Source organism: Alistipes sp. UBA1686, assembly GCF_002320215.1.
Taxonomy (GTDB): domain Bacteria; phylum Bacteroidota; class Bacteroidia; order Bacteroidales; family Rikenellaceae; genus Alistipes; species Alistipes onderdonkii.
Map to the genome: position 1 here is coordinate 1 of NZ_DCKA01000004.1, position 16,008 is coordinate 16,008.

Here is a 16,008-nt window from a genome sequence, read left to right on the forward strand (position 1 = left end):
GTCCAAACTTTGGGGTGCACATCAAGTGATCTTCCCCTTTTCACAGACCGCATCAGCGCTGCGCTTTCATATAATGCTGTTCCAGCAGTTTATAAAGCGATGACTGCGGATAAAGAATCTTTCCACCAAGAGTAGTATAAGGAATTTGGCGGTTGTCCCGGTAATTCTGCAAGGAGCGTTTCGAGATGCTGAAGATGCTGCAAATCTCCTCACTGGTCAGGTACAATTCATTTCCGATGGTCGGGCGGTGCGTGTCGATCAGAATATCGACGGCACGGATGGCTTTGACGATGTCGCGACGCAGTTCCTTGAACGCGGCGCTGTCGCGGGTGATGATCTCTTCGGTCATGCTACAGGCTTTTTATCAGGTTCTTTTCCAGAAGTTGCCGGATGTCGTCGTCCCGGAACAATACTTTATTGCCTAAGGCCGTATAGGGGATGATGCCGGCGGAGCGATAGTATTGCAAGGCTCGCTTGGTGATGCTCAAGGCCTTGCAGACCTCCTCAGCCGTAAGCCACCGGACAGTTGTCGGTTGGGCGGAGAGGGAATGGAGCGCAGACACTCGCTCCAGAAGACGTTGAAGGTGCGCCTGCATCTCTTTATAGGCGCTCGTTTCCATAAGGACGCAATCCATAATTGTTGGGTTTAGGTGATTTCTGCGTTAAGGATGTGCAAGATAATCCAAGTCTTCAGAAAACGATTCCCATGTCCGCTCCAGACCGTTCCAGTCCGCTCAAAGGAAAAAATGATCCGCGGTGACGCTGATGTCCGCCATAAATCGGCAAATAAGGTGATAAAAATCCTATTTGCTTTTTTATCAGATATTTCGTATATTTGTATAGAGTTGTTTGACAGGATGAACCTCGATGTAAGTTTATTCAAAACTTGCGTTTCTAAATCATTACCTCATAAAAAAACAACGCCGTAACTTATTCAGTTACAGCATTGCTTTGTAAATCCCCGGAACCCCGCTGAGGCTCCGGTTTTTGTTTTGCCGCGAAGCGGTCGAAGCGGCATTCTCCGGCGCCGCGGGCGGTTGGCCGGGAGGGGTTCCGTCCGGGGCGGCGGGTACTTCGTTGGCCGCAGGGCTATTCCTGTCCGCACATTTGCGGTTCGGCATCTATCATATGCCGGCCGAGCCGATCTGTGCCCCGGCGAATTGCCCGGGCTTGTAGTGTCGGCTGCGTCTTTGTCGCTCATGCGCCCGGGAGCCATGAGCCGGGTGTGTGGCAGTCCGAAATGCCGTCGATGCGATAGGCCATTGCCATGACCGGCAGGCCGAATGCGAAAATTACAGCCTCAGGTCCTGCCGGTGCGGCAGGCGGCCCTTGAAAATGAAATTGGGCTGTATTGAGTGCGTTTTTGGCTGATTTGTTTGGTATTTGAGGCGGGAATATCTAACTTTGTCCGAGCAAAATAATCGGTTCCCAGGAGTGGGGAAGAGGTGCAACGGGAGATGCGGAACCATTTTATTAATCTAACACACCCACAATGAAGAAAATTACCATCTTAATGCTGGCCTTCCTGGCCGTCTCCTGCATCGAGAAGAACGATGTCCGTCCCGGCAGCCCCTTGGATGTGGACATCGACCATTACCAGACGGCCCGCACGTACGATGTCCCCGTGAAAGAAGGTTGCATCACCGTAGTGAAGGCATACGGGGTGACGCTGGCCGAGGCCGAAAGCCCCATGACGATCTGGGTGCCGCGGATGACCCTGACCCGTTCGGACGAGGGGCTGACGACGACGTTCGTCCCGCGCGATGAGTACCCCAATTTCGCAGGCAACAAATCGCAGTTGTTCCAGGTAGTATGTTTCGAGGACTCCAGGCGCGGGGATTACGATTACAACGACCTGGTCATCCATGTGTTGTACCAGACCCGGCAGAATATCTTCGGGTTCGGCGTACAGCCCGTGGCGTTGGGGTCGACGAAATCCATCAAACTGGGATGTGTCGTTTACAAGGGCGGCAAGCGTGTCTTCAAGGGGTTGATCACCCCCGACGGTGCCGATTGCAGGTCGCAGTATTTCAAGTCGATGGAAGGGACGCTCAACACCTACGACAAGGTCAATATCAAGGTCGGGGAGTACCTGGGGTCGACGATCCGCAACTGGGACGTGTCGAAGATCGAAGGGAACGGCCCGATGCGCGTTGAGTGGTATATCGAGGTGGATAACGGCGTGGAACTCTATGCCTTGTCGACTGCCTACCTGAACGATTCGTTCGACAAGGACAAATTGCCCTACGGGCTGGTGATCACCGCCACGGGGACGGAGTATGTCGACGAGAACGGCGGCTACCTCTGCGGGTTCGACTGGTTCAACTATCCGCGCGAATCGGTGCATATCAAGGAGGTTTATCCCGAGCTGTGGAACTGGCTGACTACGGACAGCAGCTATGATTTTGCCGATATTTACGATGGCAGAAATGTCCCTGCGAATGCTTGCCCTGCCGCCGACCTGGGGCTGTTCGAAGCCCGGACGATCGACGTCACCAACAGGAAATACCGGGCTGACTGAGCCCGTGCCGATAGCGGCCGAGGCGGGCTGCGGTGCCGTCGCCGATTGAAAAAAGCAACCCTGCGGGGTTGCTTTTTTTTATGTGCGGGCTTGTTGTCATGCGCTGCGTGCCCCGGGGATGCCGGATTGCCTGATGCACGGTGTTGAATGCCCGATACTGGCGGCGTGTGTTGCGCCATTGCCGGCCCTGTTCGATCCTTCCCTTGTAGGACGGGGCTCCACTTTTTGTCAGGGCATCCACTCCAGAATCCCCGTCACGGGGTGGGCGGCGCGCCAGGCTTCGAATTCCGCATAGGTACCCACGCCATCGCGCAGTACGGCCTGGTAGTATTCGATACCCATGATCTTCTCCGCCTCCGGGGTTTCGTATTTGAGCCGGAGGATCGTTTCGCGCGTCCGGTCGGTCAGCACGGCGGCGATGCGGTCGGCTACCCGTTCGAAATAGCCGTCGTAGGCCGAACCTTTCGGCATGTGGATCATGTCGATCTGCCATAACTGGGCGTCGGCATCGGCATACCAGGCATGCCATTCGAGGCATTGGTCGGGGGCGTCGAGCAGGTTGTTGAAGGTGATGCTGCGGATGCGGTTGTTTTCGGCCAGGCGTGCCATGGCGGCGAAGCTGTCCGCAAGGCGCAGCGGCGAGGAGTAGATGTGGAAGTCGATGTCGCGGTGCGTCATCAGCAGTCCCGTGCGGAGCGATCCGACCAGATTGGGTTCGGCACCGACGGAGCGCCATGCGGCTTCGAGCCCGGAGTCGCGGATAACCTCGCGGGCGCGCTGCTGGTTGGCGGCCGCGATCTTCGTCAATTCATTCATCGTGCGGTAAATTCGGGGTTAATATACGGAGTTCATAAAGTGCGCCGGACAAAAGGTTCGTTCTGGCCGGCGGGTAGTTGCGTGTGCGGTTATTTGCCCAGCAGAATGCGTGCCTGGGCTATGGCGGCATCGGTGATGCGGCTGCCGGAGAGCATCTTGGCGATCTCGGTGATGCGCTCCTCGTCCGTCAGGCGCGTGATGTCGGTGCGCCCGTCGCGTTTGTAGACCACGAAATGGGCTGCGCCTTTCGACGCCACCTGCGGCAGGTGGGTGATGTCCACGACCTGCAACGTCGCGGAGAGTGATTCGATGATCTCGCCCATGGCGTCGGCGATGCGCCCGGAGACGCCCGTGTCGATCTCGTCGAAGATGACCGTCGGCAACTGCATCCGCCGGGCAAGCAGGGCCTTGAGCGCCAGCATGACACGCGAGAGCTCACCGCCCGAAGCGATACGCTCGACACTCTGGGGCGTCGCGTTGCGGTTGGCCGAGAAGAGGAACGCCACGCCGTCGCCTCCCGTGCGCCCGAGGTCGGGGAGCGGGGTGAGCGCCACTCGGAATACGGTTTCGGGCATGCCCAGCTGCGCGAGCGTCGCCAGTATCTGTTTTTCGAAGGCCGGGGCGGCTTTTGCGCGTGCCTTGTGCAGCCTGTCGGCCAGCGCGCCGGCCTTCTGTGCGGCCGCGTCCAGTTCTTTTTCAGCCGCTGCGATCTCTTCGTCGCCGTGTACGATGGCGGCGAGCTGTGCGGCATAGCGGTCGCGGGCTGCGATCAGCTCCGCTTCGGAGGCGACGCGGTGCTTTTGTTGCAGGGCGTAGAGGGCGTCGAGGCGTGCGGCGAGTTTGGCCAGCCGTTCGGGGTCGGCGTCGAGGCGTTCGCTGTCGGAGGCTACGGCGTTGTCGATGTCCTTCAGCTCCTCGAGTACGGAGTGCAGGCGTGCGGCGTATTCCCCGGCCGCGGGGAAATGTTCGCGGATGCGTGTCAGGTCGTTCTCGGAATTTTTCAGGAGCGTGAGCACCCCAGTTTCGTCGGCATCGAGGGCGTTGCGGAGCGTAGTGAGCACCTCGCCGATGCGGTCGGCGTTCTCCAGTACGGCCAGTTCTTCCTCGATGGCGGCCTGTTCCCCTTCGCGCAGGTTGGCAGCCGTGAGTTCTTCGCTCTGGAAGCGGAGCCACTCCTCGTCGCGGCGTCCGCCGGCGGCGGCTTCGCGCAGGGCGGCGAGCCGGCGCCGCAGTTCCGTAAGCCGCGTATACTGCGCGGTATATTGTGCGAGCAGTTCCCCGTTCCCGGCCACGGTGTCGAGTGCCGAGGTGCGGAACTCTTCCGAGGAGAGGATCAGGTTCTGATGTTGCGAGTGGATGTCGATCAGGCGGGTGCCGAATTCGCGCAGCTGCGCCAGCTGCACCGGGAGGTCGTTGATGAAGGCGCGGCTCTTGCCGGCCGGAGTTATCATGCGCGTTACGGTAGTCTCCGGCGCATAGTCGAGGTCGTTCCCGGCGAAGAAAGCCTCCATGTCGCGCCCCGAGAGGTCGAAGGTGCCTTCGACCACGCAGTTGCGTGCGGCGTCCTTCATGGCCGAGCCATCGTTCTTGGCGCCCAGCAGCAGGCCGAGGGCACCGAGCAGGATGGATTTGCCGGCTCCCGTTTCACCCGTGATGATGTTCAGGTGGGGATCCAGCTCCATTTCGAGCTTGTCGATAAGCACGTAGTTCTCAACCGACAGACGGCGTAACATGGCGGTCTTTATTTTAACAGTGATTCGATTTTGTCGACGATACGTCCGGCTACTTCGCTCTTCGGCATCAGGGGCAGCGGCTCGCGGCCGTTGCGGTCGATGAAGGTCACCTTGTTGGTGTCGCCGCGAAATCCCGCGCCGGCGTCGCGCAGCGAGTTGAGGACGATGAAATCGAAGTTCTTTCGCGCGAGCTTTGCCTCGGCGTTGGCCTGTTCGTCGTGTGTTTCGAGGGCAAAGCCGACCAGCAGGCGGCCGCCTTTGGCGGCTCCCAGCTCTGCGGCGATGTCGCGCGTACGGCGCAGGGTGATGTGCATTTCGCCCTCGCCCTTCTTGAGCTTGGTCTGCGAAACCGCGTCGGGCGTATAGTCCGCCACGGCGGCGCACATGACAGCGCCGTCGGCGCCGTCGAAAGCCCCGGTCGCGGCGTCGTACATCTCGGCGGCAGAGAGCACGTCCACGCGCTCCACGCCCGGAGGAGTCGGCAGCGACGTGCGCCCCGTGACGAGGGTCACCTGCGCACCGCGTGCGGCCAGCGCTCCGGCGATGGCGTAGCCCATTTTGCCCGACGAGTGGTTCGAGATGAACCGCACGGGGTCGATGGCTTCGATCGTGGCGCCTGCCGTTACGACGAAGTGTTTACCGGACAGGTGCTTTTTTTTTTCGGGGTTTTCCGCGGCGAGGAGGGTGCCGACATAAGCGGCGATTTCCGCAGGTTCGGCCATGCGTCCCTTGCCCGTGAGCCCGCTGGCGAGCTCCCCTTCGGCGGGTTCGGCGATCCGCACGCCGTGTCCGGCCAGCCGGCGCAGGTTCTCCTGGGTCGTGGGGTGGGCGTACATGTCCAGATCCATGGCGGGGGCGACGACCACCGGGCAGCGGGCCGAGAGGTAGGTCGTCAGCAGCAGGTTGTCGGCGATGCCGCATGCCATTTTGGCCAGCGTATTGGCCGTGGCGGGGGCGATCAGGTAGCAGTCTGCCCACTCGCCGAGCGAGACATGGGAATTCCAGGCCCCGTTCTCGGGGTCGAAGAACTCCACGAGGATCGGGTTCCTGGAGAGCGTGGCCATCGTCAGCGGGGTGATGAACTGCTTGGCCAGCGGGGTCATCACGACACGCACCTCGGCGCCCGCCGTCCTCAATAAACGACAGAGCACAGCCGCCTTGTAGGCCGCTATGCTTCCCGTGATGCCCAGCAGTATGTGCCGTCCGGCCAATCCTTCGGCCGGACAGGCAGTGCCTGCGCCGGGGCCCTGTATGCCACCTCCCTGCAAATTCATGGCGGTATCGTTAGGACTCCTTGGCCTCTTTGTTCTCTTTGTAGAAGAGTTCGCCGTCGAGGAACTCCTCGGTGGCGATGATCGCAGGCTTGGGCAGGCGTTCGTAGTAGCGCGAGATTTCGATCTGCTCGCGGTTCTCGAAGGTCTCCTCCATGGTGTCCGTCGGCGAAGAGAAGTCGGCGAGCTTGCGGCTGAGCTCGGTCTTCAGTTCGGTCGAGATCTGGTTGGCACGGCGGGCGATGATGTTCACCGTTTCGTAGATGTTGCCCGTTTCCTTGTCCAGATCCACCAGCTTGCGCGTGATGGTGTTGTTGGGGATGTTCTTCTTGATTTCCATTGTTATATGTTGTTGTCTTTGTCTTCGTCCTTCTTGTTGCGGTCGAGGTAGTCCCGTGCGTGCTTGGCCATGCGGTCGACCTCCTTGGTGTATTTCGATTCGGGGAACTCCTCCTTGAACGAGAGGTAGGAGTCGAGCATCGAGAGATAGCGGTCGGTCTGCTTGTTGGCGATCGAGTTGTTGGCGAAGCGGTAGCTGGCGTCCACGATCATGTACATGATCTCTTCGCGGTGATTGCTGTCCGGGAATTGTTTGAGCGCATTTTTCAGCGATACGATGGCCGATTTGTAGCGGCCTATCTTATAGTAGGTGTATGCGTTCAGGTAGGACTTGTCGTGCAGGCGCTGCGTCAGTTCGCCGTTGATCTGCTTGAAATCCTCGACGCGGTCGCTGTGAGGGTAGCGCGACATGAACTCGTTGATGGCGATCAGTGCCTGCCCGGTCATCGTCTGGTCGCGCGAGGGGCCGGGCGAGAGGTAGTAGAAGCAGAGTGCGTACATGCCTTCGGCGTCTTCGATGAAGGCGCTGCGGCCGAACTTGCGGCGGAAATCGTCGAACAGGGCCGAGGCGGTGTCATAGTCGCGGTTCTTGAACTTGCAGCGGGCGTTGAAGAACGAGACGCTGTCTTCGCGCGGCGTGCCGATGTAGTAGTGCTGGACGCCCTCGAAGAGCGTCGAGGCACGCGACCACTTCTCTTTCTGGTAGTACTCCAGCGCCTTGCTGTAAATCAGTTCGGGTTGTCCGCTTTTGAGCAGGGAGTTGATGCCTGCGCATCCGCTAAATGCGGTGACCAGAATCACCCCGCACACGGCGTATAAAAAAGTCTGCTTCATTGATAAATCTTTTACGGCGCTTTATCGCGCAAAGTTACGCATAAATTAACGATTTCCAAAAAAAATTATTGTGCGTAACAATAAGGTGCCGCGCCGTATTTCCCGCTCCCGCCCGGGCGGGAGGCCTGCGGGCCACCCGGGATGCCGCACGGCGGCATCCGAATCCGTGGCCGGAGGTGCTTCCGGCGCCGGTGGCGGACGGAGGGGAGCCTCTGCCCGGCGGTGGGGGCAGACAGGCGGCGAGAGGGAAAAATTACGGAAATCAGGGGGGCTGCGCGCCGGGCCCGGTGCGGAAATGCCGATCCGCGGCTTGCGCTACATCAGGGGCGAGACCAGCCGCAGCGCGTCGCCCAATGTGCGCCGCCACGCCGCGGGCCGCCATGTTTCCCGCGCGATCCGGCGGCACGAGGCCAGGTCGTCGTCGTAGGTGGCCGAGAGTGCCCGCACGACGCTCCGGTCGCGGATGAAAGCCGTGACTTCGAGGTTGTCCAGCAGGCTGCGGTAATCCATGTTCGCCGTGCCGACCGAGGCGGTATCCTCGTCGACGATCAGCAGCTTGGCGTGCAGGAAGCCGTTGTCGTAGCGGTAGAGTTCGACCCCGGCGTCGAGCAGGTCGCCGATGTAGGAGTCGGAAATCAGGTCGGTGAACGGCGAGTCGCTGCACGAGGGGATCATCACCTGTACCCGCACCCCGCCGCGCGCTGCCAGCCGGAGCGCGTCGAGCAACATGGCAGGGGGCAGGAAATAGGGCGAGGAGATGCGTACGGTGCGGTGCGCCCGGACGATGGCCGAGGCAAAGGCGTCGGCGATGGTCAGCCGCGAGGGCCCCTCCTCGGCCCAGGCCAGCTGGATCGGCAGCTGCCGCCGGATGCCGTGCGGGGCGATGTAGCGGCGGCTGTCGAGGTATTCGCCGCGTACGCGCGCCCAGTCGGCGATGAAGAGCCGTTGCAGGTCGGCCACGGCGTCGCCCTCCACGCGCAGGTGTTCGTCGCGCCATTTACCCATGTAATCCCCGTCGAGGTAGTATTTGGCGATGTTTATGCCGCCCAGGTAGGCGACCTTGCCGTCGGTGACCACTATCTTGCGGTGGTTGCGGTGCGTGACGCGCGTGGTGAACCACGGGAAGCGAACCGGTTCGAAAGCCGCAGTCTCGACCCCCGCGTCGTGCATGCGGCGCAGTGTCTTGCGGCTCAGGCGCCACGAGCCGACGGCATCGTAGATCACCCGCACCTCGAGCCCCGCGCGGGCTTTGCGGATCAGTATTTCGGCGATGGTGCGCCCGATGCGGTCGTCTCGGATGATGTAGTACTCCATGTGGATCGAGCGCGTGGCCCGTTGCAGCGAGGCGATCAGTGCCGTGAAGGCGTTGTTGCCGTTGTGGAGCAGCCCGACGCGGTTGTACCGGGTCGGGCGTGTGCCGCATCCGTGGGCGATGATCTGTTCGAGGCGGTCGCCGCGGCAGGCGGGGCAATCCGCCGTGGGGCCGTTGCGGCGGTAGCCGGCCAGTATGTAGAGCAGCGTGCCGGCGACGGGCAGCAGCAGGATCAGCGCCAGCCAGGTCGCTGCCGAGGCGGGGACGCGTTGCTGGCGCGTGACGACGGGGACGGCCATGAGCGCCCAGGCTAAGTGGAGCAGGAGTACGATATACATATCCCGCGCGAGACGCATACTCCGTGCCATGCGCCGCGAAAAAAGATTTGGAAATTAGAAAATAACTTTTTATCTTTGCTGTATACAATGGAAACAGGGTTCTGGCCTTCACCGGTCAGGATTCTTATTTTTTTTACGTTGTTTGTTTTACAGGGTTCCCCCGCCGCAAAGGGGAATACAGGAGGATTTTGGATGTGGGACGGGCATCTGCGGATGCCTAATGTGAGTTCGACGGGCCCCATGTTCGGAATCTTTCGCAGCGTTATGAAATTCAAGTGCGTCGGACTCGTTTAATATTATGGCAAAAGAGATTATTTATCTGACAGCGGAGGGTTACAAAAAACTCAAGGATGAGCTCGACCACATGCGTTCCGTCGAGCGTCCGGCGATATCGGCGGCTATTGCCGAAGCGCGCGACAAGGGTGACCTTTCGGAGAACGCGGAGTACGACGCCGCCCGTGAGGCGCAGGGTCTGCTGGAGATGCGTATCGCCAAGCTGGAGGATTCGCTCGCTAATGCCCGCGTGATCGACGAGTCGAAGATCGACAAGAGCAAGGTGCAGATACTGAGCAAAGTGTCGCTGCTGAACCACAACACCAAGAAAGAGGTGGCCTACACGATCGTCGCCGAGCACGAGGCCAACCTGCGCGAAGGCAAGCTGGCGATCGGTACGCCCATCGCCAAGGCATTGCTGGGGCACAAGAAAGGCGACCGCATCGACGTGGAGGTGCCTGCCGGGACGATCCATTTCGAGATCCTCGACATCAGCATCTGAGGCGCCCGATCCGCAGGGTGGCGGCGCCCATCGTCCGCCTCCCGGCATCCGGGTACGTGGACACGACATATATCCCCATTTTAGGGTATTTTTGCAGGGCCGTTTTGAACGGCCCTTTTTTATTGCTATCTTTGGCTCGGAAAGATGATACGCTACGCACCCAAAAGACTGTATGCGGCTTTGCTGCTGTTGGTTCTGCTCGCGGCCTACGCGGGGCAGAAGGTGCATATCTACAACGAAGACCATGCGCATTTCTCCGCGCACTGCGGCGATCTGGTGCCCGACAACGGTGCCCATACGATCATCGTCGACAGGTGTATCATCGACGATTTCTATTTCTTCCCCTACCTCGACATCGCGCCGACCGTGCACTCGTTCTATGCAGAGATGCTGGCCGTGCTGCTGCCCGAGGCAACCCGCTGCAAACTCTATGAGCAGGCGTCGGGCATTTCGCTGCGTGCGCCCCCTGTCGCGTAACCGGCGATCCCCTCCATTTTCCTGATTCATATTCCGGGTGCATGCAGCCCGGCCCATACTATTTATTATCTGACAAGCAATGAAAAAATATATTTTGCTGGCACTCGTCATGTGCCGGTGTGTACTGGTACTTGGTGTCGAGGCGCCGAAGAAAAGTACCGACGCCAATATCTTCGGCCATGTGGTCGACCGCGACACGCATGAACATATTCCCTATGCGACCATCGCCGTGACGGGCACGGCATTCGGCACCACGACCGACGCTTCGGGGCATTATTTCCTGAAAAACCTGCCCGAGGGCGCGCTGACGCTCGAAGTCCGCGCGTTGGGTTATGCCTCGCAGACGCAGCAGGTGACACTCAGGCGCGGGCAGACGGCCGAACTGAATTTCGAGGTGGTGCAGAGCGGCATTTCGATGGACGAGGTGGTCGTATCGGCCAGCCGTTCCGCCCGGCTGCGCCGGGAGGCGCCTGCGCTGGTGAGCGTGCTGGACGCCGGGTTGTTCGAGAAGACCAATGCCTCGTGCCTGGCACAGGGGCTGTCGTTCCAGCCCGGCGTGCGTGTCGAGGACGACTGCCAGAACTGCGGCTTCACGCAGGTGCGCATCAACGGCCTCGACGGCCATTATTCGCAGATCCTGGTCGATTCGCACCCGGTATTCTCGGCCCTGACGGGCGTATACGGCCTGGAACAGATCCCGGCCAACATGATCGAGCGGGTCGAGGTGCTGCGCGGCGGCGGCTCGGCGCTGTTCGGGTCGTCGGCCATCGGCGGCACGATCAACGTCATTACGAAGGAGCCTTCGCGCAATTCGGCGCAGATGTCGCATACGCTCACTTCGATCGGCGGCAGCAATTCCTATGACAACAATACGATGCTCAATGCTTCGCTCGTCACCGAGAGCGGCCGGGCGGGGCTTTGCGTCTTCGGCCAGAGCCGCCACCGTTCGGGCTACGACCACGACGGCGACGGCTTCACCGAAGTGCCCGTCATCAACAGCCAGTCGGTGGGCATGCGTACGTTCTTCCGTACGGGCGCCTATTCGCGCATCACGGCGCAGTACCACCATATCAACGAATTCCGCCGCGGGGGCGACATGCTCGACCGGCCGCCCCACGAGGCGCTGATCGCCGAGCAGATCGACCATTCGATCGACGGGGGCAGCCTTTCGTTCGACATCTCGTCGCCCGACCGCCGCAACCGCTTCAATGCCTATGCCTCGTTTCAGAATACGGCGCGCAAGAGCTACTACGGCAGCAAACAGGATCCCGATGCCTACGGGACGACGCACGACCTGACCGTAGCGGCGGGGATGCAGTATATCCACGAGTTCAGGAAGCTGCTGTTCATGCCCTCGGAACTGACCTTCGGTACGGAGTACAGTTACGACGACCTGGGCGACCGTTCGATCGGCTATGATATCCACACCGACCAGACGGTGCATATCGTGGGTGCCTATCTGCAGAACGAGTGGAAGACCAGGAAGTGGTCGCTGCTTGTCGGCGGCCGCCTCGACAAGCACAACCTCGTAGACCATGTGATTTTCAGCCCGCGCGTCAACGTGCGTTTCAACCCGTCGGAAGCGGTGAACCTGCGCGTGAGCTACGCCGGGGGCTACCGGGCCCCGCAGGCGTTCGATGAGGATATGCACATCGCCATCGTGGGCGGTAAGCGGGTGCGCATCCGGCTGGCGGATGACCTGAGGGAGGAGCGCTCGCACAGCGTGAGCCTCTCGGCCGACCTTTACCATACGTTCGGGAAAGTGCAGACCAACCTGCTGGTCGAGGGGTTCTATACGATCCTCGACGATGTGTTCGCGCTGCGCGACATGGACGATGCGGCCGACGGCGGTAAGGTCAAGGAACGCTACAACGGTTCGGGGGCCACGGTGCGCGGCTTCAATGTCGAGGGGCGCGCGGCCTTTACCCGCTGGTTCGAGTTGCAGGCGGGCGTGACGCTTCAGCAGAGCCGTTACAAGGAGCCCGAATTCTGGAGCGAGGACGCAGAGGTGCCGCCTGTGCGCCGGATGTTCCGCACGCCCGATGCCTACGGCTATTTCACCGCGTCGTTCAAACCGGTGCGGAATTTCACGGCCGACCTGTCGGGAACCTGCACCGGGTCGATGCTGGTGCAGCACATGGCCGGGTCGGGCGTCGCGCAGGACGTGGCCGTCTCGACCCCGTCGTTCTTCGACATGAATATTCGCCTGTCGTACGACGTGCGGATTTACAAGGAGATAACCATGCAGCTTTACGGTGGCGTGCAGAACCTGTTCAACGCCTACCAGAAGGATTTCGACAAGGGCGTAGACCGCGATTCGGGCTACATCTACGGCCCGTCGCTGCCCCGCAGCTGGTTCGTCGGTGCGAAGTTCAGTTTCTGATCCGCAAAGAGGGATGCCCCAAAGGAGGCCGTCCGGCGTCCCGAAGGGAATACGAAAAAGCGCATGCAGCATAGCTGCATGCGCTTTTTTCGCGGCTCCCGATCCCGGATACGAAAAACGTCCCGAAATCCGGGACGTTTTTCTTTCGTATCTGTCGCAGCGCGGAATTAAATCGCCTTGATTTCGTGGAGCACGTTGTTGGTCTTGCGGACTGCGTCGGCCGAAGCTGCGAATTTCTCGGCCTCTTCTTTCGAAAGGTCGATCTTCACGATCTTCTCGATGCCCTTGCGGCCGATGATCGCCGGTACGCCGATGCAGATGTCCGACTGTCCGTATTCGCCTTCGAGGTAGCACGAACAAGGAACCATTTTCTTCTGGTCGTTGAGGATCGCCTCGACCATCATGGCCGAAGCGGCTCCCGGGGCATACCAGGCCGACGTGCCGATGAGTTTGGTCAGCGTCGCGCCGCCCACCATCGTGTTGGCTACGGCCTCATCGAGTTTTTTCTTCGATGCGAACTGCGAAACGGGTACGCCGTTGACGGTGGCCTTCGAGACGAGCGGAATCATCGTCGTGTCGCCGTGGCCGCCGATGACCATGCCGTCGACGTTGTTGATGTTGGCGCCCGTAGCCTTGGCCAGGTAGCACTTGAAACGCGACGAGTCGAGTGCGCCGCCCATGCCGATGATGCGGTTCTTCGGAAGGCCCGACGCCTTGAGCGCCAGATAGGTCAGCGTATCCATCGGGTTGGCGACCACGATGATAATGGCGCGGGGCGAATATTTCACTACGTTCTCGATCACGCCCTTCATGATGTTGGCGTTGGTGCCTATCAGCTCCTCGCGCGTCATGCCCGGCTTGCGGGGAATACCCGAGGTGATGACTACCACGTCCGAATTGGCGGTCTGCTTATAGTCGTTGGTGACGCCCACGAGCTTGGTGTCGAAATCCATCAGCGTCGAGCACTGGTACATGTCCAGCATCTTGCCTTCCGAAAGACCTTCCTTGATGTCGATCAGGACGACTTCGCTCGCAACTTCGCGGCAAGCCATCACATTTGCGCAGGTTGCGCCTACGGCACCTGCACCTACTACTGTAACTTTAGACATAGCTTTTTATTTTTTGTGTTTAGCCTATCAGCTTTTCGTAATCCGCGGCGCTCAGCAGTGCGTCGTACTCGGCCGGGTCGGACATCCTGACCTTGATGAGCCAGCCTTCGCCGTATGCGTCCTTGTTGACGATGGCGGGGTCGGCGTCCACGGCGTCGTTGAATTCGAGGATCTCGCCGCCGATGGGCAGGAATGCGTCGCTCACGGTTTTTACGGCTTCGATCGAGCCGAATACTTCGCCCGCGGCGAGGGTTTCGCCTACGGTCGGCACGTCTACGAAGACGATGTCGCCCAATTGGCTCTGTGCGAAGTCGGTGATGCCGATTACGGCCGTGTCGCCCTCGACGCGGCACCACTCGTGGTCGTTCGAGTATTTCAGATTTGCGGGTACGTTCATGGTGTGGTTATCGTTTAAAATTCAAATGCGGTTTTTTCATTGCAAATATAACTGTTATTTCCGTAACAGCAAGGATTTATGTTATATTTTTAACTCAATAACCGTAAGGGTATCCGAAGTTTTTGGGATGTCGTAAATATTTGTTAATTTTAAAACAACTTACGTCACGACGGAAACCCTGAAACCACAGCCTATGAAAAAACGATCCTATTTGATTGCCGCAGGATGTACTGTTGTCCTGTATGCCCTTTCGGCCTGTTCCGATCATGCGGCGAATGATACCGCGCAGGCCGGAAATCCGGAAACTATGTCCGTGGCCGAGGCACGCCGCTATTTCGAGCGTGTTGCGGCACCGACCAGAGCCGGGAGTGAAGAGGGGACGCTGACGCTCGGGACTTATATGCCCGACTGGTCGCTGGCGACGGTCTCGGCCGGGGAAGTGCTTTCCAGTACCGATGTGCCTGTCCGGGGCGAGTTCCGCTATTTTCGTTATCGGATCGACGAGTACGGCGAACCGCGTTTTACCCCGATCTACCACAAACTGGTCGTCGTAAAGGATTCCCGCAGCGGTGTCATGAGCAGCTATCTGCGTTTTTATGTTCCCGATCCGGACTATGCCGCGGGGCGCACGGCCGACGACTACGACAGGCTGCTCAACAGCGGCTCCAAGGGGGATTTCACCGGGCTGGCGGTTTACACCTCGCTCGACGGATTTCCGGTTCATGCGGTTCGTTATGCCGGAGGAGCATGCCAGGCTGAAGCGTTCCTTTACGATAAGTCGCGGACACAGGCGGAAAATACTGCCCGCCTGGGCGAAATGCTGGATGGCCTGAGTGTCGTGTGCAGCCGGGAAACAGCGGTGACACGTGCGGAGGCGGAGTCAGAGAAAAGCGAGCCGGTTGACGGCGGCGGTATAGAGGCGGTTGTGGTTTCTGCCAAGCGCCCTGTAAACCATATCAAATATGAGCGTTCGGATACGGATCCCGTCAAGCCTACCGAAGAGGATCGGGGCCCTTCGGGCAGCGGTGGCGGCGGTGGCGGTGCCTCCTCTAATCCGGGAAGTCCGGCCAACACCCGTTATCGGGAAAATGAAAATATAATGCTTGCTTCCGACAGCAGGGAAAAACTGGAACCGTTGCTGGATTCGTTGCGCCAGGATTGCATGGCCGGGAAGATTATCGGTTCGATCCGGGGGAATGTAACGATCCGCACCGGTTTTTTCGGAAGTTCGGTGATGATCCCGACTGCCTATACTTTCGAAGGCGGTACCGTATGGGACGATTTCGAGATCAGGATGGGGTCTCGGCTCGACGATATCACTTTGCTCGAAGAGCTTTTCCATACGCACCAATGTTCGGGCAAAACCCCCGAAGAGTACAGGGGCATGCGGCTCAATAACGAGATCGAGGCCAAACTGTGCTGGTATATGTATCGGTTGAAAATCGGGAATATGAACGGAGTCAGTAAATATATCAGTGAAGGCGAGGGGCGACGGATATTTGGAACTTTGAGTAAATATATTATGGCCGGAAATATAAAAAGTGATAATTTTCGAGAAGAATATCGGAATGCCGCGTCCTTGCTAAGGAGTATGAGCCGTTCATACGCGGATGTTACGCTATATCCTTTTTCCGAGGATGCTGTGAACGTCGATGTTTTAATGAAAATGATGGAGGATTGTCCGGAATATAAAAATGAATAGC

At 59.4% G+C, this 16,008-nt stretch carries 15 protein-coding genes; 5 read left to right on the forward strand and 10 right to left on the reverse strand.

Annotation, left to right across the window (positions count from 1 at the left end; genetic code table 11):
* Positions 1-52: 52 nt before the first annotated feature.
* Both B3C38_RS00785 and B3C38_RS00790 read right to left on the reverse strand, forming a co-directional pair.
* Positions 53-349, reverse strand: a complete 297-nt coding sequence (locus B3C38_RS00785) for a helix-turn-helix domain-containing protein (RefSeq protein WP_009598243.1) — start codon at positions 347-349, stop codon at positions 53-55.
* A gap of 1 nt (position 350) precedes the next feature.
* On the reverse strand, positions 351-635 hold the full coding sequence (locus tag B3C38_RS00790; protein ID WP_026076620.1) for a helix-turn-helix domain-containing protein: 285 nt from the start codon (positions 633-635) through the stop codon (positions 351-353).
* Between the two features lie 857 nt (positions 636-1,492).
* Here B3C38_RS00790 and B3C38_RS00795 point away from each other — a divergent pair.
* Complete coding sequence (locus B3C38_RS00795) at positions 1,493-2,521, forward strand: hypothetical protein (RefSeq protein ID WP_256166511.1); 1,029 nt, start codon at positions 1,493-1,495, stop codon at positions 2,519-2,521.
* 228 nt (positions 2,522-2,749) lie between these two features.
* Here the strand turns inward: B3C38_RS00795 and B3C38_RS00800 are convergent, their stop codons facing one another.
* From B3C38_RS00800 to cls, 6 genes are all read right to left on the reverse strand, one after another.
* Positions 2,750-3,337 (reverse strand): phosphoglycerate mutase family protein, encoded by a 588-nt coding sequence (locus B3C38_RS00800; protein WP_286724305.1) that lies wholly within the window; start codon positions 3,335-3,337, stop codon positions 2,750-2,752.
* Between the two features lie 89 nt (positions 3,338-3,426).
* Entirely contained in the window at positions 3,427-5,070 is a 1,644-nt protein-coding gene (gene recN / locus B3C38_RS00805; RefSeq protein ID WP_286724307.1) for a DNA repair protein RecN, read from the reverse strand.
* An 8-nt stretch (positions 5,071-5,078) separates the two neighbouring features.
* On the reverse strand, positions 5,079-6,344 hold the full coding sequence (gene coaBC / locus B3C38_RS00810; RefSeq protein ID WP_286724309.1) for a bifunctional phosphopantothenoylcysteine decarboxylase/phosphopantothenate--cysteine ligase CoaBC: 1,266 nt from the start codon (positions 6,342-6,344) through the stop codon (positions 5,079-5,081).
* 10 nt (positions 6,345-6,354) lie between these two features.
* Entirely contained in the window at positions 6,355-6,681 is a 327-nt protein-coding gene (locus tag B3C38_RS00815; protein WP_055204191.1) for a DNA-directed RNA polymerase subunit omega, read from the reverse strand.
* Positions 6,682-6,683: 2 nt separating this feature from the next.
* Complete coding sequence (locus B3C38_RS00820) at positions 6,684-7,514, reverse strand: outer membrane protein assembly factor BamD (protein ID WP_141405255.1); 831 nt, start codon at positions 7,512-7,514, stop codon at positions 6,684-6,686.
* A gap of 315 nt (positions 7,515-7,829) precedes the next feature.
* Positions 7,830-9,194: a cardiolipin synthase gene (gene cls / locus B3C38_RS00825; RefSeq protein WP_286724321.1), complete on the reverse strand. Its 1,365-nt coding sequence runs from the start codon at positions 9,192-9,194 to the stop codon at positions 7,830-7,832.
* A 268-nt stretch (positions 9,195-9,462) separates the two neighbouring features.
* Between cls and greA the strand changes: the two genes are divergently transcribed.
* The 3 genes from greA to B3C38_RS00840 all read left to right on the forward strand — a co-directional run bounded on the left by greA (position 9,463) and on the right by B3C38_RS00840 (position 12,799).
* Positions 9,463-9,939 (forward strand): transcription elongation factor GreA, encoded by a 477-nt coding sequence (gene greA, locus B3C38_RS00830; RefSeq protein WP_276656011.1) that lies wholly within the window; start codon positions 9,463-9,465, stop codon positions 9,937-9,939.
* 144 nt (positions 9,940-10,083) lie between these two features.
* Complete coding sequence (locus B3C38_RS00835; RefSeq protein ID WP_022332578.1) at positions 10,084-10,416, forward strand: hypothetical protein; 333 nt, start codon at positions 10,084-10,086, stop codon at positions 10,414-10,416.
* A 79-nt stretch (positions 10,417-10,495) separates the two neighbouring features.
* Positions 10,496-12,799 (forward strand): TonB-dependent receptor, encoded by a 2,304-nt coding sequence (locus B3C38_RS00840; RefSeq protein WP_141405259.1) that lies wholly within the window; start codon positions 10,496-10,498, stop codon positions 12,797-12,799.
* A 167-nt stretch (positions 12,800-12,966) separates the two neighbouring features.
* Here the strand turns inward: B3C38_RS00840 and mdh are convergent, their stop codons facing one another.
* Both mdh and gcvH read right to left on the reverse strand, forming a co-directional pair.
* Positions 12,967-13,908, reverse strand: a complete 942-nt coding sequence (gene mdh / locus B3C38_RS00845; RefSeq protein ID WP_022332576.1) for a malate dehydrogenase — start codon at positions 13,906-13,908, stop codon at positions 12,967-12,969.
* Between the two features lie 19 nt (positions 13,909-13,927).
* Positions 13,928-14,305, reverse strand: coding sequence for a glycine cleavage system protein GcvH (gcvH, locus tag B3C38_RS00850; RefSeq protein WP_195998587.1), 378 nt, complete (start codon positions 14,303-14,305; stop codon positions 13,928-13,930).
* Between the two features lie 193 nt (positions 14,306-14,498).
* On the opposite strand from gcvH, the gene B3C38_RS00855 reads away from it, so the two are divergent.
* Complete coding sequence (locus tag B3C38_RS00855) at positions 14,499-16,007, forward strand: hypothetical protein (RefSeq protein ID WP_196012338.1); 1,509 nt, start codon at positions 14,499-14,501, stop codon at positions 16,005-16,007.
* The last annotated feature ends 1 nt before the right edge of the window (position 16,008 follow it).